This window comes from Acinetobacter tandoii DSM 14970 = CIP 107469 (assembly GCF_000400735.1).
Classification (GTDB): Bacteria; Pseudomonadota; Gammaproteobacteria; order Pseudomonadales; family Moraxellaceae; genus Acinetobacter; species Acinetobacter tandoii.
Map to the genome: position 1 here is coordinate 422187 of NZ_KE007371.1, position 21256 is coordinate 443442.

Consider the following 21256-nt stretch of genomic DNA (forward strand, 5'->3'; position numbering starts at 1 on the left):
AGCCTCCTCCTCGCTTAAAGTGCTTTACAACCAAAAGGCCTTCTTCACACACGCGGCATGGCTGGATCAGGCTTCCGCCCATTGTCCAATATTCCCCACTGCTGCCTCCCGTAGGAGTCTGGGCCGTGTCTCAGTCCCAGTGTGGCGGATCATCCTCTCAGACCCGCTACAGATCGTCGCCTTGGTAGGCCTTTACCCCACCAACTAGCTAATCCGACTTAGGCTCATCTATTAGCGCAAGGTCCGAAGATCCCCTGCTTTCCCCCGTAGGGCGTATGCGGTATTAGCATCCCTTTCGGAATGTTGTCCCCCACTAATAGGCAGATTCCTAAGCATTACTCACCCGTCCGCCGCTAAGCTAAGGTGCAAAGAAACTCGCTCCGCTCGACTTGCATGTGTTAAGCCTGCCGCCAGCGTTCAATCTGAGCCATGATCAAACTCTTCAGTTTAAAATCAATAGTGCTTTATTCTAAACACCAAATCTGGCTCATCAATTTTCTGACATTAATTTCTCAAATAAACTTCGAGTAATTTCTACCATCAATCAATGAAAATAATTTCGATCAATCAATCAGTAAAAATCCACACAAGTTGTTCTTCATAATCTCTTAATGATCTTCTCGATGATTCGTCATCATCAAGCTAGGTCGGCTATGTTACTCTAATTTATATCAAAGTCAACAGGTTTTGTTAAATTATTTTAAACTTATTCAAGACTTCTAGATTCTACCACTTGGGCTAAATCCTTGTTTCTCAACAAGTTTTAATCAACATCACCGCCGATGGATGTGCATTCTACAGCATTTCTGATGTGTTGCAAGACCCTTTTTAAATTATTTTGCACATGTGTTGGTTTTTTCCACAAAATAATGCAAATAACTCGTTTTTCATTCATTTTTTAATCGTTTTCGAACCTAAATCGCATATTTATTTTCATTTGATGTGTTTTTTGGCTTTTATTGTGAGCGTGAAATGTAAAAAAGCACAACTTTAATGTTGTGCTTTTCTATATTTGTCATTCGACGTATTAGAACGAGCTTTCTAATGCTTCTAATTCCATCATCAACGTCAGCATCTCTTCTTCAATTTGCTCTAATTTTGCTTTTAACTGATTTTGTTCATCCATCAATTTCAGCAAATCTTGTTTACGCTCCGCTTCATATAAACTGCTATCTCCCAACAGAGTTTCAATTTCTTGTAAACGCGGCTGTATTTTTTCCATCTGCGATTCGTATTTTTCAATATTTTTACGAATGGGGCGACTGAGTTCACGTTGACGTGCTGCTTCTTTACGTTGTGCCTCTTTGTCCAATTTTGAAATAGCGGGCTTTACTTCAACTTGGGATTGAACTGGAGCAGAGGGTTGTTGCCCTGTCTTCATCATATCAATCCGTGCTTGGCGTAACCATTCGGCATAAGCCGTCAAATCACCATCAAATTCACGACAAGTTCCTTTATGTACTAACAAGAGTTCGTCACAAACGCTGGCAATGAGCTGGCGTTCATGCGAAACAAGAACAACGGCACCTTCAAAATCTTGGAGTGCCATAGTCAGTGCATGACGCATATCTAAGTCTAAATGGTTGGTGGGTTCATCTAGAATTAAAACATTTGGACGTTGCCACACGATCAGCGCCAAAGCCAAACGCGCTCGCTCCCCCCCTGAGAAGCTTTCACTTGGTGTGTCCATTCGCTCACCACTAAAACCAAAACTGCCCAAGAAAGAGCGTAAGCTGGCTTCACTAATTTTTTTATCGGCGATACGTGCCAATTGCAACATTGGGCTGGCATTCCCATCCAAAGCATCCATTTGATGCTGAGCAAAGTAACCAATATTTAATAGTTCAGAGTCTTTACGCGTCCCTTGTAATAATTTTAGATCGCCGACTAGTGATTTAATCAGAGTTGATTTACCAGCACCATTCATGCCCAATAAACCAATTCGGCTGGTTGGGGTAATTTGCAAATTTACATTGGTGACAATCAGTTTTTCACCGTAACCAATATCGGCATTTTCAAGTTCTAATAAAGGTGAACTCATTTTTGATGGTTCACGGAAACTAAAGGTAAACGGCGTATCCACATGTGCAGCAGAAAGTTCCTGCATACGTTCTAATTGCTTAATTCGACTTTGTGCTTGTTTGGCTTTGGTCGCTTGTGCTTTAAAGCGGTCGATATATTTTTGCAAATGGGCACGAGTTTCTAGTTGCTTTTCATAAGCTTGTTGTTGTTGTGCTAAACGCTCGCTGCGGGTACGTTCGAAGGTCGAATAATTACCTGTATATAGTGTCAGCTCTTGATTTTCAATATGTAGAATATGGTCGGTAATGGCATCCAAGAAATCTCGGTCATGCGAAATCAGAACCAAAGTTCCTTCATAGGCTTTCAACCAATCTTCTAACCATAGGATTGCATCTAAGTCTAAATGGTTGGTTGGTTCATCCAGTAACAGTAAATCTGAACGACTCATAAGGGTACGTGCAAGGTTTAGACGCATACGCCAACCACCCGAGAAACTTGAAACATCGAGCTGGGATTGATGTTCGAAGAAACCTAAACCAGCCATAAGTTGCGATGCTTTGGCTGCGGCTGAATAACCATGAATTTCATCAAAGCGACCATATAAATGAGCAAGTTCATCGTTACTTAAGTTTTCTGGATGATCAAGTTTGTGCTGAATTTCCCAAAATTCCTCATCACCAGATAAAACAAAATCAATAGCTTTCATATCTAAAGCTTTGATTTCTTGTGCCATATGGGCTACGGTCCACACCGCAGGACGGGTTAAAGATCCTCCGTCAGATTCCATTCCCCCCAAGAGCGCAGAAAATAATGTGGATTTACCTGCACCATTGACGCCCGTTAAACCAATTTTCCAACCTGGATGCAATTGCATCGAGGCTTTTTGGAAGAGTACGCGTCCTCCACGACGTATTGAAAGTTGGTCTAATTGGATCATTACACACACTGGCAGATAAAAAGTTAGCGCTATTCTAAAGGAAGTCGCTTAGAAAAGAAAAAGGACCAACATCCTGCACACCGAAATGTTATCGGTCGGAAATAGAGTAAAAGCTCTATTTTATTCAAAAAAAACATGTTTATATAAATTTGTTCCAGCAAAATCAAAAAAATGAGGTGAAATAATGAAAAAAGCCTTTTTTGTCTTGTCTACAGCAACCCTATTCAATATGCCTAATTTAGCGCATGCAAATATTAATGTTTGTGTTTTCGATTTGCTTGCTAAATCTGGGGAATCTTATAAGTTTCTTGAAGAATGGGCATTGGCCAGTAAAAACTGGGGCGCCAATATCGACTTGACGGCTTACAAAGATGAAGCCAAATTAGACCAAGACTTCAAAGCTGGAAAATGTGACGGTTTTTATATGACCTCCATGCGTGCCCGTAATTATAATAAATTTGCAGGTTCAATTGATGCATTGGGTGGGGTACCCAATAACGCGATTGCGCAAAAAGCCATTACTTATGTTTTAGACAAACGAAATCAAAAGCGTCTCATCACCAAATCAGGCAAAGAGACTTATGAAGTTGCGGGGATTGGTCAGATTGGTCCAGCCTATTTATTTGTACGGGATAAGTCCATCAATACTGTTGAAAAACTTAATGGCAAAAAAATTGCAGTGATGGAGTTTGATCAGGCACAAAAAATTATGGTGAAACGCGTGAATGCTGTTCCTGTGATGTCTGAAATTTCCAATTTTGTGAAAAAATTTAATCAGAATGAAGTCGATGTCGTACCCGCACCAGCTTATGCCTTTAAACCTCTTGAGATTTATAAGGGGCTGGGCAATAACGGTGCGATGGTCAATTTTCCCGTATTAAATGTCACGGCGGACCTGATTATTCGACCAGAGCAATTTCCAGAAGGTTTTGCAGCTCAATCTCGTCAATGGTTTGTCCGTCAATTGCCTAAAAGTTTTGCTATGGTACAGCGTGTAGAAACCACTATTCCAAGCAAATATCGTATGGAACTCGATAAGGATGCTAAAGAGAAATATCAAAAACTGTTACGTGATGCGCGGATGGATCTGACCCAACAAGGCATCTATGACCCCACCATGATGACGGTATTGAAAAAAGCCAGATGTACCATTGAGCGCACCAATTTTGAATGCTCGCTTGGTGGGGAATAATTTAATGATAATTTTTTAGGCCTAAATCCTTTTAATTCACTGATTTTATTTAAAACACAGCTTTGGATTGGACAATTTGACAGCAATTTTGCAGCGCGTGTCATTTTTTTATTTAAAATTGGAGTAAATACTCTATTTATAAATACAAAACTTGCTTAATATTGTTTGCGTGTAAGGACACTTAAAACAATAACCAATCTGAAAAGGATGAACACAATGAAAAAAGTCATGTTAAGTTTAGCTGCTTTGACTGCTGTGGGTCTTTCTACGACTACACAAGCAGCTAAAGTCGATATCTGTGTATTTGATTTGCTTGGTAAGTCAGGTGAGTCTTATCAAATGGCGCAAGAATGGGCACTAGCAGCAAAAAGCTGGGGGGCAGAAGTCAACCTCATTCCACGACAAGATGAAGCTGTCGCAGACAACGATTTTAAAGCAGGTAAATGTGACGGCGTTTTTATGACTGCAATGCGCGCACGTCAATACAATAAATTTGCTGGTTCAATTGATGCCTTAGGTGGTGTACCCAGCAATGCAATTGCGCAAAAAGCCATTAGCTTTGCCTTAGACCAACGTAATGCCAGCAAAATGGTGACCACAATGAGTGGCAAAAAATATGAAGTGGCAGGCATTGCTCCCCTTGGCTCTGCCTTTATATTCGTCCGTGACAAAAACATCAATTCCATCGAAAAGGCTGCTGGAAAAAAATTCGCAGTCTTGGGCTATGACCAAGCACAAAAAATTATGGTACAGCGTGTTGGTGCCCAAGCTGTGATTTCAGATGTTTCAAATTTCGTGGCTAAATTTAATAATGGTCAAGTGGACATGGTGGGCGCCCCAGCCTATGCATATAAACCTCTCGAAATTTATAAGGGTTTAGGCAATAACGGCGCAATGTTTAACTTTCCAGTTCTACAAGTGACTGCCGACTTTGTGATTCGTCCTGAGCAATTCCCTACTGGTTTTGGACAAAAATCTCGAGACTGGTTTGTGAAGAATTTACCAAAAAGCTTCTCGATGATTAATCGTCTTGAAGCGGGTATTCCTGCTAAATACCGCATGAATTTAAATGCTGAAGATAAAATTAAATACCAAAAAATGTTACGTGATGGTCGTATCGATCTCACCAAGCAAGGTATTTATGATGCAGGCATGATGAGTGTTTTGAAAAAAGCGCGTTGCTCTGTCGATAAAGCCAATTTCGAATGTTCGATGGCTGGTGAATAGACTATAAATCAATAACTAAGGCCTAGATTATTCTAGGCTTTTTTTATTTAAGTTTTAGTCTAAAGTGCCAATGTTCAAGGATAAAAACACGCTAATCTTGAACTCAGGAAAACGGATTGTTTTACCACTTAAAATGATGAAAAACATCATCCCAACAATATAAAAAGAACGGAATAAGGAAAATTCATATGATGAAACGATCATCAATCCAACTTTTGATCGGACTCGGGCTGTGTGCTGCAACCAGCCTTGTACAAGCCAGACAAGTGGTCTGCGTATTTGACTTGGTCGGTAAAAGTGGTGATGTCTATGCGCTAATGAAAGATTATCAATTGGCCGCCAAAAATTGGGGCGCCGATATTGAATTACGAGTTGCCCAAAATGAAGCGGTCATTGCCGAAGATTTTAAAGCTGGGAAATGCGATGGCATTAGTGTGACTGGCATGCGCGGACGTCAGTTTAATGATTTTACTGGTTCACTGGATGCGATTGGAGCCATTCCCAATCTAAAATTAGCAGTTAAAGTCATGCAAGGTTTAGCCAATCCCACTTTTAGCAAATATATGGTGAAAGGCAAATATGAAGTTGCAGGCGTCATTCCAGTGGGTGATGCCTATCTATTGGTCAATGATCGTAACATCAATACCGTTGCTAAAGCCGCAGGCAAAAAAATTGCCGTACTGGATTATGATCAAGCGCAAAAAATCATGGTGCAACAAGTCGGTGCCCAAGCCGTCAGTTCAGATGTCACCAATTTTGGCAGCAAATTTAATAATGGTCAGGTCGATATTATTGGTGCGCCTGCCGCGGCCTTTAAACCACTCGAATTACACAAAGGTTTAGGCAACAAAGGGGCAATTGTGAACTACCCAATTCTGCAAGTTACTGGCAATATCATTATCCGCCCTGACCGTTTCCCTAAAGGCTACGGACAGCAATCACGTGAATGGGTGAAATCACAGCTTCCTCGTGCCTTTGGCATTTTAGGCAAGATGAAAGCCGATATTCCAACAAAATACTGGATGGAAGTTTCCGCAACCGACAAACCTGGCTATCAAAAAATGATGCGCGATGCGCGAATTAATTTGACTCAGCAAGGCGTATACGACAAACGCATGATGAAACTGCTGTGGCAATTCCGCTGTAAAGAAGATGCCAAAAATTTTGAATGCGGCTTACAAGATGAAAACTACAAATAATCTTGATAAAATTACTCTGCTTTGACTTTTAATCTTCGAATATTGACCATATATTGAGTATGCTATACTAGACATATGGTCTTTTTCATTTTTAAAAGACCCATGAACCGAACAGAGGAATCTATCATGACTGCTCCAGCGCTTGTGTTGACCGACAATGCTGCAAATAAAGTACGCCAATTGCGCGATAGTGAAGGCAACCAAGATCTCATGTTACGTGTCTATGTAACGGGCGGGGGCTGTTCTGGCTTTTCTTATGGTTTTAACTTTGCCGATAATATGAATGAAGATGATGCAGAATTTATCAATGGTGATGTGAAAATGCTGGTTGACTCACTGAGCTATCAATATCTCGTCGGTTCAGTGGTCGATTATATTGAAGGTCTTGAAGGTTCACGCTTTATTGTACAAAATCCGAATGCAACCACCACTTGTGGCTGTGGATCATCTTTCTCGATTTAAATCGATTATAGATAAAAAACCTCCTATTCAGGAGGTTTTTTTATGCATGTGTTCTGGACGTTTAAACTGCAGTTATGCTACCTAAAATACGATAACCGTCAGCGCCAGTTACCGCAGGTAAATTACCACTCAAATGTTCAACAAAACGCATCGCCAACCAAGCAAAAGCTGTGGCTTCGACCCAAGTCGGACTTAAGCCCAAATCTGCGGTACTTTGGACTGTCCATTGGTGCTTACGTAAACGCCAACGTAATTGTTCTAATAGTTGTGAATTATAAGCACCACCACCGCAGACATAGACCTCGCCTGTCTCCATTCCTGAGCGATAAATAGCTTTCTTAATGGCACGTGTGGTGAGTTTTAATAGAGTCGCTTGGACATTTTCAGGTGTATCTTCCAATTCATCATAAGCCAGCTCGTCATTGCGCCAGTCCATGATTTGGTCATCCAGCCAATCCAGATTAAAATCTTCACGTCCCGTACTTTTAGGTGGCTCTTTGGCAAAAAAATCATGGGCCTGTAAACGCTCTAACAAGCTGCGAATTGGCTGACCATAGGCTGCCCAGTTACCATTTTCATCATAAGGTTGTCCAGTATAACGATGGCACCATGCATCCATCAGAATATTGGCTGGTCCTGTATCAAAACCCGAAACTTGCTCTGGTGCACCTGCTGGTAAAAGACTGACATTCGCAATGCCACCTAAATTCAGAATCACACGGTGAATGCTTTCATGCTGAAATAAAGCTTGATGAAAAGCAGGGACCAAGGGTGCGCCCTGCCCACCCGCAGCCATATCTCGACGGCGGAAATCAGAAACCACAGGAATTTGAGTGATTTCAGTTATAATGTTGGGATCGCCAATCTGTAAAGTAAAACCATGCTCTGGGCGATGTCGAATGGTCTGCCCATGCGAACCAATCGCTTTAATTTGGCTACGGTCAAGTTGATGCTGTTCAATCAGCGTATTGATGCCTTCACCAATCATTTTTGCCAAAGCCACATCAGCCTTACCCATACGATCTATTTCGTTATCATCAGGCAAAGTGAGTGCCATCAGTTCATTTCGTAAATCGGGGTCAAACGCTAAAGTAAGCGTGGCATGCAACTGCAATGGGTCGAATGAAGCGGCCACAATATCTACCCCATCCATGCTGGTGCCGGTCATTACCCCAATATAGATTGCTGTCATGATTATTCTAAAGCCTGCAATGTGCTGAAAAAGTGTTAGTATATCGCACAAATTGAATAACTGATGTGTTTGGGTTTTGTGATGTCAAATTTCCTGCCAGCTGAAGAACAACTTGCCCTCATTCAACGAGGCACTCATGAAATTATCTCTGAAGAGGATCTATTAAAGAAACTCAAAGAGAATCGTCCTTTAAAAATTAAAGCGGGCTTCGACCCGACTGCACCTGACTTACACTTAGGTCATACCGTGCTGATCAATAAATTAAAAACGTTCCAAGACCTTGGTCATGAAGTGTTTTTCTTGATTGGTGACTATACGGCAATGATCGGTGACCCTACGGGTAAAAGTGCGACTCGCCCACCATTGTCACGTGAACAAGTCTTAGAAAATGCCAAGACCTATCAAGAACAAGTGTTTAAAATTCTTGATCCGAACAAAACCAAAGTAGTGTTTAACTCGGAATGGTTTGCGACTAAAACTGCGGCTGATTTAATTCAGTTGGCTTCACAGCAAACTGTGGCGCGTATGTTAGAACGTGATGACTTCACTAAGCGTTATAATAATCAACAACCGATTGCCATTCACGAATTCTTGTATCCACTGGTACAAGGCTATGATTCTGTTGCCTTACATGCCGATGTCGAACTTGGTGGGACAGATCAAACCTTTAACTTGCTGATGGGTCGTACCTTGCAAGGTCGTTATGATCAAGAAGCGCAAGTATGTATTACCGTGCCAATTCTTGAAGGTTTAGATGGCGTCAACAAAATGTCTAAATCTTTAGGCAACTACATTGGGGTATTTGATACGCCTGGGGCAATGTATCAAAAAGTACTTTCCATGCCAGATGCTTTGATTGAACGTTATTTTGATCTGCTCAGCTTTAAATCACTTGAAGAAATCAAAGTCTTGTTGAAAGAAATTGAAGATGGCCGTAACCCACAAGAAGTGAAGAAGATTCTTGCACTTGAGTTGGTCGAACGTTTCCACGGTGCGGAAGCAGCTGCCAATGCGCACAAAGGCGCTGGCAACATCATTACCGAAGGTGAATTACCAGAAGGAACACCTGAAATTACGATTTCACGTGCCGAGTTTGGTGGTGAAATGTTTATTGCTTCGATTGTACGCGCTGCGGGCTTAACCAAAAATGCGGCTGCTGCCAAAGACGCTGTTTCACGTGGAGCCGTTAAAGTCGATTGGAATGTGGTCGATGCCGGCTTCTCTGTGAAAGAAAATATCACGGTGATTGTTCAAGCAGGTAAAAAAGCCATCGCGAAAGTGACTTTTACTGACTAAGACCAATCCCTAATAAATTAAAAGCAGGTCACACGACCTGCTTTTTTTATGCTTAAATCAATTCAATCACATAGATCAACCAGTTTCTTTTTGCAAAACCGTAGTTCAATAATTTGCCATGCATCGGCTTGAAAGGACCAAGTTTCTTGAACGACCTGTCCAGGCTGCGCGAGATGGAGCAAGATTCGGCATTCAGTTTGTGTCGGGTTAAACTCAAATATTTCAGTTTGAATGTCTAAATGACGAGGCTTCCAGACGCCGTTTTGAACTGCATGCTCAATACATGCATAACGACTCAAATTACTTTCTACCTTCCCTTGTGCCTCATATACCACTTTAAATTCTGGATGCTCGTATACCATCAATTCCTGTACTTGTCCCGTATAAAAAGCATTCAGCCAATGATCTCGACACTGTTCCAAACTTAAATCCATATGCTTTCCGCTCAGTTATTTTTAGTCAGCATGACAGAACAATACGACAGTTTAATAACCATCACTAAAAACTAACAAAACCGATGCAATAAAAAAGCAGCCCGTAGGCTGCTTTTAAGGTGACACGCTGTTAGGCATCAATATCTGCATTTAAAGCATTCTCTTCAATGAAGGCACGACGTGGTTCGACATCATCCCCCATCAAACAAGAGAACATGCGATCAGCCTCAATCGCATCATCAATTGTCACTTGCAACATATTACGATTATCAGGGTCCATCGTGGTTTCCCAGAGCTGCTCGGCGTTCATTTCACCCAAACCTTTATAACGTTGGATCATCATGCCGCGACGCGAGTCTTGTAAAATGTGTTGCCATACTTGATGGAAATTGTTGACCGCAATCTTGCGTTCGCCCTTCTCTAAATATGCACCTTCTTCAAGCAAGCTAAACCAACTCTTCGAGTTTTTCAGCAAACGGACATACTCACCCGAAGACAACAAGCCTGCATCAAGCAAATAGCTGTGCGGAAGGTTGTGCACATAAATCGTGATACGTGGGAAATACACCACCACCTTCTGACCATCAGCCAACTCTTTATCAAAAGCTTCCAAGGTCAATTCAGGACGCAAGCTCGGCTGAGTTTTTTCAACAGCAGCGCGCAATTGCTCACCCCACTGTTGTACATAAGCCAAATCTTGTGAATGATCAAACTTATAAGCATCCATTGAGATCAGACCATCCAACAAGCTTGCAGGATAACGCTGAGTTAAACGCTGTAGACTCTTTTGCGAGGTTTGATAATCCGCAATCACATTGGCTAAAGCTTCGCCACGAATCGCAGGCGCTTCAGCACTAATATGCAAAGCCAAATCATCAATCGCATTTGAAATCAGGAAGGTTTCCAATGCTTCATTATCTTTGATGTATTGCTCTTGCTTACCTTTTTTCAACTTATACAATGGTGGTTGGGCAATATAAATATGACCACGTTCCACCAATTCTGGCATTTGACGGAAGAAGAAAGTTAACAACAAAGTACGAATGTGTGAACCATCGACGTCGGCATCGGTCATGATAATAATTTTATGATAACGTAACTTATCAGGATTGTATTCTTCACGCCCAATACCACAGCCCAAAGCGGTGATCAGCGTCCCCACTTCCTGAGAAGAAATCATCTTGTCAAAGCGTGCACGTTCTACGTTCAAGATTTTACCTTTCAAGGGTAAAATGGCCTGCATTTTACGGTTACGCCCTTGTTTCGCCGAACCACCCGCAGAGTCACCCTCGACTAGATACAATTCAGACATTGCAGGATCTTTTTCCTGACAGTCTGCCAATTTACCTGGCAAACCAGCAATATCTAAGGCACTTTTACGACGAGTCATTTCGCGGGCTTTACGAGCCGCATCACGAGCACGAGCCGCATCAATAATTTTGCCAGCAATTGATTTTGCTGCAGCAGGATTCTCAAGCAAATACTCAGAGAACGATTTGTTCATCGCCTGCTCAACCGCAGGTTTCACCTCACTCGATACCAATTTTTCTTTGGTTTGTGAAGAGAATTTTGGATCTGGCACTTTCACTGAAATAATTGCAGTTAAACCTTCACGCGCATCATCGCCCGTAACTGCTACTTTTTCTTTTTTCAGCAGACTCTCATTTTCCATATAGCTGTTTAAGCCACGGGTCAGTGCTGCACGGAAGCCTGCTAAGTGTGTACCACCATCTTTTTGCGGAATATTGTTGGTGAAGCAACGGACATTTTCTTGATAAGTATCATTCCATTGCAACGCTACTTCCACGCCAATGCCATTTTCAGCTTGAGTGGTAAAGTGGAAAATGTCATTCAGATGGTTTTTACCCTGATTAATGTATTTAACAAATTCAGATAAACCACCTTCATAGTCATATACATGTTCTAAATTAATTCGCTCATCACGAAGAACGATACGCACACCTGCGTTCAGGAAAGACAATTCACGTAAACGACGCGCCAAAATATCGACATTAAAAATCGTTTGGCTAAACGTTTCTGCACTTGGCCAGAAACGTACAATCGTACCTGTAGTTTCTGTATTGCCAATGACTTTAAGAGGGTACTGTGGGTCACCGTGACGATATTCTTGTTGATGAATATGCCCAGCACGATGAATGGTTAACTCGAGTTTGCTCGACAAGGCATTTACAACGGAAACACCTACACCGTGCAAACCACCTGAAACTTTATAACTATTATCGTCAAATTTACCGCCAGCGTGCAGAATCGTTAAAATAACTTCTGCGGCAGAAACCCCTTCTTCAGGGTGAATATCGGTTGGAATACCACGACCGTTATCAGAAACACTGACCGACTCATCTTCATGAATCGTCACCAAGATTTCATCACAATGACCAGCTAAAGCTTCATCAATGGCGTTATCCACCACCTCGAACACCATGTGATGCAAACCTGAACCATCATCAGTATCGCCAATATACATACCTGGGCGCTTACGAACGGCATCCAAACCACGCAACACTTTGATGCTAGAGGAATCATAAGCCTTTTCGTTGCTTTGTTCTGTTTGAGTGACAGATTGGTCTTCTGAACTCATGGTTACTCCCTAGTGAAAAATCGGTCTATCCAAAGATGGGAAATCATTGCACAACACATGCTACTTGGCCATTTTCCACGTGGAACAATTGGTGGGAAATAGACAAGTCATGTAAATGTTTTTGCACAGATTCATGCTCTAAAGTGGTAATAAAAACTTGACTACCAAGTTGGCTTAATCGCTCAATTAAACGTTGTTGTGCGGCTAAATCTAATTCTGCTGTCAGATCATCTAATAATACCACAGTTTCCTTATTACAGGCATGTAGCATTGCAATCTGTGAGAGTTTTAGCGCTATAATCAGTAGCTTTTTTTGGCCGCGGGATAAAACAATATCCGCCTCCCCGTTAGGGGTTTTCAGGCGTAAATCGGCACGATGTGGACCATATTCTGTATATCTTCGATCCACATCTTTTTGATGATGAATGCATAGGTCATGTAGCAATCCATGTTCAGTATGAAAGCCAGCAATATATTGCAGTTCAACATTTAAGTTAGGCAGCAGATAGTGTAAATCTTGCTGAAAAAATACATTCCACTGTTCCACAATCGCAACCCGCTGTGAATGCAAAATTTCACCATATTCACCCAACATTTTATTCCACGGTTCTAAGCTTTCTAGACTTAAATGCCGCTGCGACTTTAATAGGCTATTGCGTTGTTTTAAGGCACGCGAATAATATTGCCAAGCATGATAAAACTCTGGTTCCACGTGAAACATTAGCCAGTCGAGTAATTGTCGTCTTGGTTTGGCACCCTGATCAATAATATCGGTACTTTGCGGATCGATATGCTGTAAAGGCAGTAGTTTGGCCAACTGCCCTTGTGTGGCAATATGATCTCCATTCACTTTCATAACCTGCTCACCATTAATATGTTTTTGCATTCCAATTTTTTCACTGGAAGATTGAGCAAAAACAACAGCATTCTGAGCATCATGCAGAATATAGTGTTTGGGAATATGGGTGCGAAAGGAACGACCCGTCGCCAGCAAATGGATCGCCTCCAAAATTGAAGTTTTTCCCGAACCATTCGAACCATAAAAGACGTTAAACGGCTGCAACTCAGAGAGTGCAACCGTTTTTAAATTACGAACACGTTCGATGTTTAAACGCGTAATCTGCATAATAAATCTAGCGATTACACACGCATTGGCATAACAACATAGGTCTGATCAGCATGTGCAGGATCATGAACCAATACTGATTGGTTGGCCTCACTCATGGTCATCGATACATCATCACCATCTAGGACACCAAGCACATCCAGTAAATACTGTGCATTAAATGACATTTCTAACGGTGCATCGTTGTACTGAATTGCCAAATCTTCAATCGCTTCATCTTGCTCAGGGTTATTGGCACGCAATTGCAAAGTATCTGCACTGAAATTCAAGAATACGCCACGCAGTTTTTCATTACTTAAAATCGAAACACGCTGTAAAGACTGCTTAAACACATCATGAGCAATTAATACATTTTTATCACCACCACGAGGAATGACACGGCGATAATCTGGAAATTTCCCATCGATCAGTTTCGTGGTAAAACGAACAGTAATGGTTCCCTGCTCTTTATCGCGGCTTGGTGTATTAATGGTCACATTCAGTAGTTCACGACCAATTAATAACGACAATTGCTCATCTTCAATGCTCAGTAAACGTTGTAATTCACCCACGGCTTTACGCGGTACAATCGCTTGAATCAACTGTTGCGTATTTGAAGAAGCCAATGTTTCACACAAGGCCAAACGGTGACCATCTGTTGTGACTGCACGCAATTGATTTTCATCAATTTCTAGTAAAGTACCTGTTAAATAAAAACGAACATCCTGTACAGCCATTGCAAAGGCCGTTTTTTCAAATAAACGTTTTAATTCACGCTGAGTGACCGCAACTTGTGTGCCTTGTGTGTTTTCTGTATTAAGCAACGGGTAATCTTCGGCAGGCAAAGTCCCCAATACAAAACGGCTGTTCCCCGATTTCAGAATACAGCGCTGATCTTCGGTAATTTGAATATCGATTAAGGCAGAACTTGGTAAAGATTTACAGATATCCATCAGTTTACGTGCAGGTACTGTCGTTTCACCCGCTTGTAAGCACGCACCTTCCATTAAATTGGTACTCGCAACCAATTCAACTTCTAAATCTGAACCTGTAATCGCCAAAGCATTTTGACTCACTTGTACTTTAACATTCGATAAAATGTTTAAGGTGTGGCGACGTTCCACCGCTCCTACTACATGTGAAAGAACATTAAGTAAACTTTCTTTGGCGATTTTTAAACGCACGATGCATTCCTCGAAAAAACTGAAGATGAAATATAAATAAATGTGTTTTTAGCAGTGTACTATGCGGCAGAATATACCGCATTGCAAGAATAGAATTTGATCAATATAGATTAGCTTTGCAGCAGGCGTTGCAAGTTTTTGTAATCCTCATTAAAGATCGGATCATCCTCTCTGAGGCTTTGTACTTTTTCACACGCATGCATGACAGTACTGTGGTCACGACCACCAAATGCCATACCAATTTCAGGAAAACTGTCCCCAGTCAGTTCACGTGCCAAGCCCATTGCCAATTGACGAGGGCGTGCATAAATACGCGTCCGTTTAGGACCAATTAACTCTTTCAATGGAATACGGAAATATTCGCTTACCACTCGCTGAATGTTTTCTGTACTGATGGTTCGAGCACGAATCGCCAATACATCTTTCAGTGACTCGCGCACCACATCAAGATCAATCGATGTACCTTTAAACCGTGAAATAGCGACGACTTTATTGAGTGCACCTTCTAACTCACGGACATTGGCAACCACTTGTTGTGCAATAAATAACGCACAATTACGTGGTAAATCTACGCCACTGCTTTGAGCTTTCTTCAATAAAATCTCAATTCGCGTTTCAATATCAGGAGGTTCTACACCAACCGACAAGCCCCAAGAAAAACGCGAAACTAAACGGGCATCGAGTTCCGTCAATTCTTTAGGATAACGGTCCGAAGTTAAGATAATTTGCTTCGATTCATCCAATAAGGCGTTAAATGTATAGAAAAACTCGACCAAACTGGCTTCTTTTCCAGCCAATAAGTGAATATCGTCCACCAGAAGTAGGTCTAAAGAACGACAGTTTTTCTTAAATTCTTCCACTTTGCCTTGTTGTAAGGAGCTGACAAAATCTTGCACAAAGCTTTCAGCGGTCATATACATCACTCGTGCATTTGGCTTAGCTTGCAATAAAGCATTCCCTACCGCTTGCATTAAGTGAGTTTTACCTAAACCTGTTGGGCCATATAAAAACAAAGGGTTATGCTGAGAAGCCCCCAATTGAGTCAATACTTTACGGCAAGTTTCAGCGGCCATTTGGTTGGAACGACCTTCAACAAACAGTGAAAAAGTAAATAAAGGATTTAGCAATCGCTTTTTGTTTTTTAGCGACGAATCATCTTTTTCTTTCTTTGGCTTTACTGCTGGTACAGGGGGTGAAGTTTCCAAGGCTGCTGTTGTTGTAGCAGGTTGTTCACTTGGAGATAAAATTGCACCAGGCCGAGAATCTACCATGATTTCCACATGACGTACTCGTCCTTCTGACAATTGCTCTGCCAAAATAGTAATAAGTTCTAAATGATGTTCTTGAATATAACGCGTCCAATATGGATTAGGCGCATATAGTCGCAAAGTGTCTTCTAACTCTTCAGCAACTAAAGGGCGAATCCACATTGTAAAAACATTTCCAGAGAGCTCTTGTCGCAAGCGAGTTAAGCAGTCTGTCCAAAGCATGTGAAACCCCTATTCATCCATTTTTAAATTTAAAAACACCACTGTCCGCCAAAGCGGGTCGCCATTCTAACCAAGTTATCCACATCTGTCATGAAGAATTCTGCAAAATTTGCTCAAAAAAGAAATAAACAAACTAAATTTAAATTCAAAACCTCATGTGGATAAAAGCATCCGCAGGCTGTGGATAAAAATAACCACCAAGTTATCCACAATTGATTAAAATCTTAAAAACACAGATATCCACAGGCTTAAGTCTTGTTTTTATATATTAAAAATAGCTTTTCCACAGAAAAAGTGCCCCCTAATAAGAATAAATTTAAATTTTAAAATTTGAATTTATTTATTAAAGCTCACTTTCATTGGGGATAACTTGAATAAAAGAATAAATTTAAATTTAAACCACCAGTTGTCTATCGTTGTGTGGATAAATTTGTGAATAATATTGTTTATAACTTATTTTCTATTATTTAACAAATTATTATGGTGTGAATACTTTTTAATTGAGTGAATAGAACAATTGAGGTATTTGTAGACAAGCTGATTTGGTTACAAGTTTATTTGCTCTGAAAGAGTGTTTTTGATTGACAGCTCAAGCAATGAACACTAAAATCGCGGACCTTTATAGAAAGATCAATTTTTGGAGTTTCGATATGAAACGTACATTCCAACCATCTGAATTAAAGCGTAAACGCGTTCATGGTTTCCGTGCTCGTATGGCTACTAAAGCTGGTCGTCAAGTATTAGCTCGCCGTCGTGCAAAAGGTCGTCACAGCTTAACTGTTTAATCTGTTAACGCTTAAACGATTTTGGGTGTTATGACACTTTATGACTTCGGCGCAGAGCGGCGTCTTCGCTGTGCTGCCGATTATAAAGTTGTATTTGATGGTGCGCTTTTTAAAGTGCATCAACCCCATTTCTTGTTTCTTGCAACATATTCCAAGCAACCTAACAGTCGTTTGGGAATTGTTGTTGCCAAGAAAAAAGTGCGCCGTGCGCATGAAAGAAATAGAGTAAAACGACTTGCTCGCGAAAGCTTTCGCCTGCATCAAATGCAACTGGATGCCTTGGATATTGTTGTTATGCCTAAAGTTGGTATAGAAACAGTCACCAATTCAGAATTGCATCAGCAATTACAATTTGCTTGGCAAAAGCTGCAACGCATTGTCAAAAAGCATTCAAAAATAGCTCCCTCCCCACAGAAGTAGAGAAAGCCAATGGTACGTGTGCTGCATTGGTTCATTCGATTCTATCAGATCGCGATTAGTCCTATGTTGGGACCACGCTGTCGTTATATACCTACATGTTCTCAATATTCATTGGAAGCAATCCATACGCATGGAGCTGTAAGGGGTGTTTGGTTGGCTGCAAATCGTATTTGTCGATGTCATCCATGGGGCGGCTCAGGTTATGATCCTGTTCCTGCAAAAGCAATTCGTTTTATTTCATTTCAGCAAATCGATTCTCAAATGCATCTCGTTGCTGTACCCTTTCGTGGATGTTTATGGAATCAAAATCACTCTAACTTTTTGGGGTAATAGATATGCAACAATGGGCCAGGATTGCAATTCTAGGAGCCATGTTTGTCGTCGCATATTTGCTTATTTTGGCATGGCAAAAGGACTATGGTCATAATGAAACTCAACAACAGCCACAAAAAGCTGCTGTCGTTTCACATGAAGTCTCTGCTGACTTGCCAAATGGACAGACAGCTACGGCTGCTTCAGATGTGCCACAAGCAAATAGTACTGCGCAACAAACTACAGAATCGACTGCGGCAGCAAGTCAACAGCTTATTTCAGTTCAAACTGACCTTTATCATCTTTGGATTAGTCCAAAAGGTGGTGATATTGTTCGTGTTGAATTACTCAATCATGATAAAAACAAAGATAGCGATGAACCGTTTGTTATGCTGGAAAGCGATGCCAAACGTACGTATGTTGCACAATCTGGTTTAATTGGTCTAAATGGGCCTGACAGTAGCCGTAATGGTCGTCCTATCTATGAAATTGAGAAATCTGCATATACTTTAGCTGATGCAAAAGCAGCGAAAGATAAAGACGGCAAGTCAGTTAAAGTACTTTCTGTTCCAATGGTCTTTAAAACGGCTGATGGTGTAGAAATTATTAAAACATTTACCTTCACTCAAGGTGAATATCCAGTTGTAGTCAATCACAAAGTGGTTAACCGCAGCGGTCAAAACTGGCAAGGCCAGATGTTTGGTCAGCTCAAACGCGATAATTCAGAAGATCCAGGAAAATCGGATCAAGGGATTTTCACTTTGGGTACCTTCTTGGGTGGTGCGTGGGGTACGCCTGAAGAACATTACAACAAGCTTAAATTTGCTAACTTTAACGATGAAAAGTTAAATGTTGAAGCAAAAGGCGGCTGGGTTGCAATGGTTCAGCATTACTTCGTCAGTGCTTGGATTCCAGGCGAGTTGAAGTTGACTCAGGCCAATGGTCAAGCTTATAGCGCTAAATTAGAATCGCGTAAATCGAGTGATGATATGAACATCCTTAGTTTTACTTCACCGACCATTAATGTACCTGCAGGTACTGTGGCAGAAGTTGACGCGACGTTCTATTCAGGTCCTAAAATTCAATCTGAATTGAAAGATTTGGCTGTAGGTTTAAATCAGACCGTTGATTATGGTTGGTTATGGCCAATCGCAAAATTATTGTTCCTAGGCTTACAATTTTTCCATAACTTGGTTGGAAACTGGGGCTGGTCAATCATTTTACTGACTGTATTGGTTAAACTCATTTTGTGGCCATTGTCGTCTAAGAGCTATCGCTCAATGGCGAAAATGCGTGTAATTGCACCAGAAATGCAGCGTATGAAAGAAGAATTCGGTGAAGACCGTATGCGCTTCTCTCAAGAAATGATGGCATTGTATAAGCGTGAGCAAGTCAACCCACTTTCAGGCTGTTTACCGTTATTACTACAAATGCCGATCTTCTTGGCTTTGTATTGGGTACTGATGGAAAGTGTGGAATTGCGCCATGCACCTTGGATGCTCTGGATTCAAGACTTATCAGCAATGGATCCGTGGTTTATCCTGCCATTATTGATGGGTGCGACCATGTTCATTCAGCAAATGTTGAACCCGCAACCTGCCGATCCAATGCAGGCGAAAGTGTTCCGCATTATGCCAATTATGTTTACTGTATTTATGTTGTTCTTCCCTGCAGGCTTAGTTCTGTACTGGATTGTGAACAACACGATTACCATTACACAACAATGGTTTATTAATAAATCAGTAGAAAAAGCACGTAGTTCGAAAGAAGTCGCATAACGCAGCTTCTCACAGCAACTAGCTGATTAAATCCGCTTAAGATGGTAATCTTAGGCGGATTTTTCTTTGGGTTCGATTGGGACTAACGTCAGGTGAATTGTATGCAACATCAAACCACTATCGCAGCGATTGCTACTCCTCCAGGTCGTGGTGGTGTGGGAGTGATTCGTCTTTCTGGTCCACAAGCTTATGCAATTGCAGAACAGTTGACGCAAAAGGCATTACCAAAAGCACGCATGGCTGGGTTCCGCCAGTTTCTTGATTTTGAAAATGAAGTACTGGATGAAGGTTTGGTAATTTGTTTTCCCAATCCAAACTCATTTACAGGTGAGGATGTCGTGGAGTTACAGGGGCATGGTGGACCTGTAATTCAAAATGCTTTACTCGCGCGGTGCTTAGAATTAGGTGCAACTGCTGCTCAGGCTGGTGAATTCTCCATGCGTGCCTTTGAAAATGGCAAACTGGATTTGGTCCAAGCCGAAGCGATTGCCGATTTGATTGATGCGACTTCGCAGGCCGCTGCACGTTCGGCTGTGCGTTCTTTGCAAGGTGCCTTTTCGCATAAAGTGAATACGGTGCTGGAAAAGTTGATTCATTTACGTCTACATGTGGAAGCCGCAATCGACTTTCCTGAAGAAGAAATTGATTTCTTGGCTGATGGCAAGATTTTAACTTTATTGGAAGACGTACAGCACTCAGTGGCTGCGGTACAACAATCTGCTCGCCAAGGGCAATTGCTGCGCGAAGGTTTGCAGGTGGTGATTGCTGGTAAACCGAACGCAGGTAAATCTTCTTTGCTCAATGCATTAGCAGGTATTGAACGTGCGATTGTAACGGATATTGCAGGTACCACTCGTGATGTATTACATGAAAAAATTAGCTTGAATGGTTTGCCGATTACGTTAACCGATACCGCAGGATTGCGTGAAACGGGCGATGTGGTGGAAAAAGAAGGTATTCGCCGTGCGATTAATGAAATTGAACAAGCTGATTTGCTGTTATTGGTCTATGACTTGAGTCAAGGCGAAGATCCTCTGCAATTGGCACGTGAATATTTTGAACACCATCTTGAGCCGAAGCGTCTAATGTTGATTGGGAATAAGTGTGATTTGACTGGTGCAACTGTTCAAATTGGCGATTTTCACGGTTTCCGTCATATTACGGTTTCAGCTAAACAGGAAACAGGTGTTCAATCGCTTATAGAAGCGATTACGGCGCATGCAGGCTTCCAGCCAGAGGAAGACACCTTTATTGCACGAACTCGTCATCTAGACGCAATGAAGCGCACTCAGCACTATCTTGCAGAAGCACATGAACAGTTGGTGGTGTTTCATGCAGGTGAATTGGTTGCCGAGTCATTACGCCTTGCTCAAAATGCTTTGGGAGAAATTACGGGTGAATTTAGTGCGGATGACTTGCTCGGGAAAATTTTCGGCTCGTTCTGTATTGGAAAGTAATTTAGAACTTAAGTGTTGTTGAATAAGCTGCAATAAATTCTATTTATAAAATAAAAAGCATTCAGTTCACAATGACGGAATGCTTTTTATTGTTCTATGGGGTTTCATCATTTGACTTTACAATAAATCGAGTTGAAATAGCAGGAAAGTTTTTAATCTCGTAAA

Annotated in this window: 17 protein-coding genes and 1 other annotated feature; of the genes, 10 read left to right on the forward strand and 7 right to left on the reverse strand. The window is 41.4% G+C overall.

Translation table 11 applies throughout. The features are described 5' to 3' along the window. Positions 1-52: 52 nt before the first annotated feature. Positions 53-411: a sequence feature (16S ribosomal RNA rRNA prediction is too short), on the reverse strand. A 616-nt stretch (positions 412-1027) separates the two neighbouring features. Continuing rightward, the gene (locus I593_RS17680; protein WP_016168935.1) at positions 1028-2959 is read right to left on the reverse strand and encodes an ATP-binding cassette domain-containing protein; all 1932 of its coding nucleotides are present in this window, start codon (positions 2957-2959) and stop codon (positions 1028-1030) included. Between the two features lie 229 nt (positions 2960-3188). Here I593_RS17680 and I593_RS17685 point away from each other — a divergent pair, with 229 nt between their 5' ends. From I593_RS17685 to erpA, 4 genes are all read left to right on the forward strand, one after another. Continuing rightward, the gene (locus I593_RS17685; RefSeq protein WP_154653753.1) at positions 3189-4151 is read left to right on the forward strand and encodes a putative solute-binding protein; all 963 of its coding nucleotides are present in this window, start codon (positions 3189-3191) and stop codon (positions 4149-4151) included. A 216-nt stretch (positions 4152-4367) separates the two neighbouring features. Continuing rightward, positions 4368-5378 (forward strand): putative solute-binding protein, encoded by a 1011-nt coding sequence (locus I593_RS17690; RefSeq protein ID WP_016168937.1) that lies wholly within the window; start codon positions 4368-4370, stop codon positions 5376-5378. 191 nt (positions 5379-5569) lie between these two features. Next, positions 5570-6577 carry a putative solute-binding protein gene (locus I593_RS17695; protein ID WP_026441192.1) on the forward strand — a complete coding sequence of 336 codons (1008 nt, stop codon included), beginning with the start codon at positions 5570-5572 and terminating at the stop codon, positions 6575-6577. 126 nt (positions 6578-6703) lie between these two features. Further along, positions 6704-7039 carry an iron-sulfur cluster insertion protein ErpA gene (gene erpA / locus I593_RS17700; protein WP_016168939.1) on the forward strand — a complete coding sequence of 112 codons (336 nt, stop codon included), beginning with the start codon at positions 6704-6706 and terminating at the stop codon, positions 7037-7039. A 61-nt stretch (positions 7040-7100) separates the two neighbouring features. Here erpA and I593_RS17705 read toward each other — a convergent pair whose 3' ends face one another. Beyond that, positions 7101-8231 carry an anhydro-N-acetylmuramic acid kinase gene (locus I593_RS17705; protein WP_016168940.1) on the reverse strand — a complete coding sequence of 377 codons (1131 nt, stop codon included), beginning with the start codon at positions 8229-8231 and terminating at the stop codon, positions 7101-7103. 63 nt (positions 8232-8294) lie between these two features. Between I593_RS17705 and tyrS the strand changes: the two genes are divergently transcribed. Next, on the forward strand, positions 8295-9527 hold the full coding sequence (tyrS, locus tag I593_RS17710; protein WP_016168941.1) for a tyrosine--tRNA ligase: 1233 nt from the start codon (positions 8295-8297) through the stop codon (positions 9525-9527). A gap of 62 nt (positions 9528-9589) precedes the next feature. On the opposite strand, the gene I593_RS17715 is transcribed toward tyrS, so the two are convergent. The 5 genes from I593_RS17715 to dnaA all read right to left on the reverse strand — a co-directional run bounded on the left by I593_RS17715 (position 9590) and on the right by dnaA (position 16339). After that, a complete protein-coding gene (locus I593_RS17715; protein ID WP_016168942.1) occupies positions 9590-9961 on the reverse strand; it encodes a hypothetical protein in 372 nt (123 codons plus the stop codon). A 130-nt stretch (positions 9962-10091) separates the two neighbouring features. Next, positions 10092-12560, reverse strand: coding sequence for a DNA topoisomerase (ATP-hydrolyzing) subunit B (gene gyrB, locus I593_RS17720; protein ID WP_016168943.1), 2469 nt, complete (start codon positions 12558-12560; stop codon positions 10092-10094). A gap of 43 nt (positions 12561-12603) precedes the next feature. Further along, positions 12604-13686 (reverse strand): DNA replication/repair protein RecF, encoded by a 1083-nt coding sequence (recF, locus tag I593_RS17725; protein WP_016168944.1) that lies wholly within the window; start codon positions 13684-13686, stop codon positions 12604-12606. Positions 13687-13700: 14 nt separating this feature from the next. Next, positions 13701-14849, reverse strand: a complete 1149-nt coding sequence (gene dnaN / locus I593_RS20925) for a DNA polymerase III subunit beta (protein WP_016168945.1) — start codon at positions 14847-14849, stop codon at positions 13701-13703. A gap of 110 nt (positions 14850-14959) precedes the next feature. Next, the gene (gene dnaA, locus I593_RS17735) at positions 14960-16339 is read right to left on the reverse strand and encodes a chromosomal replication initiator protein DnaA (RefSeq protein WP_016168946.1); all 1380 of its coding nucleotides are present in this window, start codon (positions 16337-16339) and stop codon (positions 14960-14962) included. 650 nt (positions 16340-16989) lie between these two features. Between dnaA and rpmH the strand changes: the two genes are divergently transcribed. The 5 genes from rpmH (at position 16990) to mnmE (ending at position 21091) form a co-directional block, all read left to right on the forward strand. Then, positions 16990-17124 (forward strand): 50S ribosomal protein L34, encoded by a 135-nt coding sequence (gene rpmH, locus I593_RS17740; protein WP_000831329.1) that lies wholly within the window; start codon positions 16990-16992, stop codon positions 17122-17124. A 30-nt stretch (positions 17125-17154) separates the two neighbouring features. Then, on the forward strand, positions 17155-17544 hold the full coding sequence (gene rnpA, locus I593_RS17745; RefSeq protein WP_016168947.1) for a ribonuclease P protein component: 390 nt from the start codon (positions 17155-17157) through the stop codon (positions 17542-17544). Positions 17545-17553: 9 nt separating this feature from the next. Then, on the forward strand, positions 17554-17874 hold the full coding sequence (yidD, locus tag I593_RS17750; RefSeq protein ID WP_016168948.1) for a membrane protein insertion efficiency factor YidD: 321 nt from the start codon (positions 17554-17556) through the stop codon (positions 17872-17874). A 5-nt stretch (positions 17875-17879) separates the two neighbouring features. Continuing rightward, positions 17880-19634, forward strand: a complete 1755-nt coding sequence (gene yidC, locus I593_RS17755; RefSeq protein WP_016168949.1) for a membrane protein insertase YidC — start codon at positions 17880-17882, stop codon at positions 19632-19634. Positions 19635-19735: 101 nt separating this feature from the next. Continuing rightward, a complete protein-coding gene (gene mnmE, locus I593_RS17760; RefSeq protein ID WP_016168950.1) occupies positions 19736-21091 on the forward strand; it encodes a tRNA uridine-5-carboxymethylaminomethyl(34) synthesis GTPase MnmE in 1356 nt (451 codons plus the stop codon). Positions 21092-21256 lie beyond the last annotated feature (165 nt).

Bases quoted from the DNA above. Each gene is read 5' to 3' on its own strand.
- I593_RS17690 (WP_016168937.1), top strand. From the start codon at position 4,368: ATGAAAAAAGTCATGTTAAGTTTAGCTGCTTTGACTGCTGTGGGTCTT.
- yidD (WP_016168948.1), top strand. From the start codon at position 17,554: ATGGTACGTGTGCTGCATTGGTTCATTCGATTCTATCAGATCGCGATT.
- yidC (WP_016168949.1), top strand. From the start codon at position 17,880: ATGCAACAATGGGCCAGGATTGCAATTCTAGGAGCCATGTTTGTCGTC.
- I593_RS17685 (WP_154653753.1), top strand. From the start codon at position 3,189: ATGCCTAATTTAGCGCATGCAAATATTAATGTTTGTGTTTTCGATTTG.
- dnaA (WP_016168946.1), bottom strand. From the start codon at position 16,339: ATGCTTTGGACAGACTGCTTAACTCGCTTGCGACAAGAGCTCTCTGGA.
- I593_RS17715 (WP_016168942.1), bottom strand. From the start codon at position 9,961: ATGGATTTAAGTTTGGAACAGTGTCGAGATCATTGGCTGAATGCTTTT.
- I593_RS17705 (WP_016168940.1), bottom strand. From the start codon at position 8,231: ATGACAGCAATCTATATTGGGGTAATGACCGGCACCAGCATGGATGGG.
- mnmE (WP_016168950.1), top strand. From the start codon at position 19,736: ATGCAACATCAAACCACTATCGCAGCGATTGCTACTCCTCCAGGTCGT.
- rnpA (WP_016168947.1), top strand. From the start codon at position 17,155: ATGACACTTTATGACTTCGGCGCAGAGCGGCGTCTTCGCTGTGCTGCC.
- erpA (WP_016168939.1), top strand. From the start codon at position 6,704: ATGACTGCTCCAGCGCTTGTGTTGACCGACAATGCTGCAAATAAAGTA.
- rpmH (WP_000831329.1), top strand. From the start codon at position 16,990: ATGAAACGTACATTCCAACCATCTGAATTAAAGCGTAAACGCGTTCAT.
- I593_RS17695 (WP_026441192.1), top strand. From the start codon at position 5,570: ATGAAACGATCATCAATCCAACTTTTGATCGGACTCGGGCTGTGTGCT.
- tyrS (WP_016168941.1), top strand. From the start codon at position 8,295: ATGTGTTTGGGTTTTGTGATGTCAAATTTCCTGCCAGCTGAAGAACAA.
- I593_RS17680 (WP_016168935.1), bottom strand. From the start codon at position 2,959: ATGATCCAATTAGACCAACTTTCAATACGTCGTGGAGGACGCGTACTC.
- gyrB (WP_016168943.1), bottom strand. From the start codon at position 12,560: ATGAGTTCAGAAGACCAATCTGTCACTCAAACAGAACAAAGCAACGAA.
- recF (WP_016168944.1), bottom strand. From the start codon at position 13,686: ATGCAGATTACGCGTTTAAACATCGAACGTGTTCGTAATTTAAAAACG.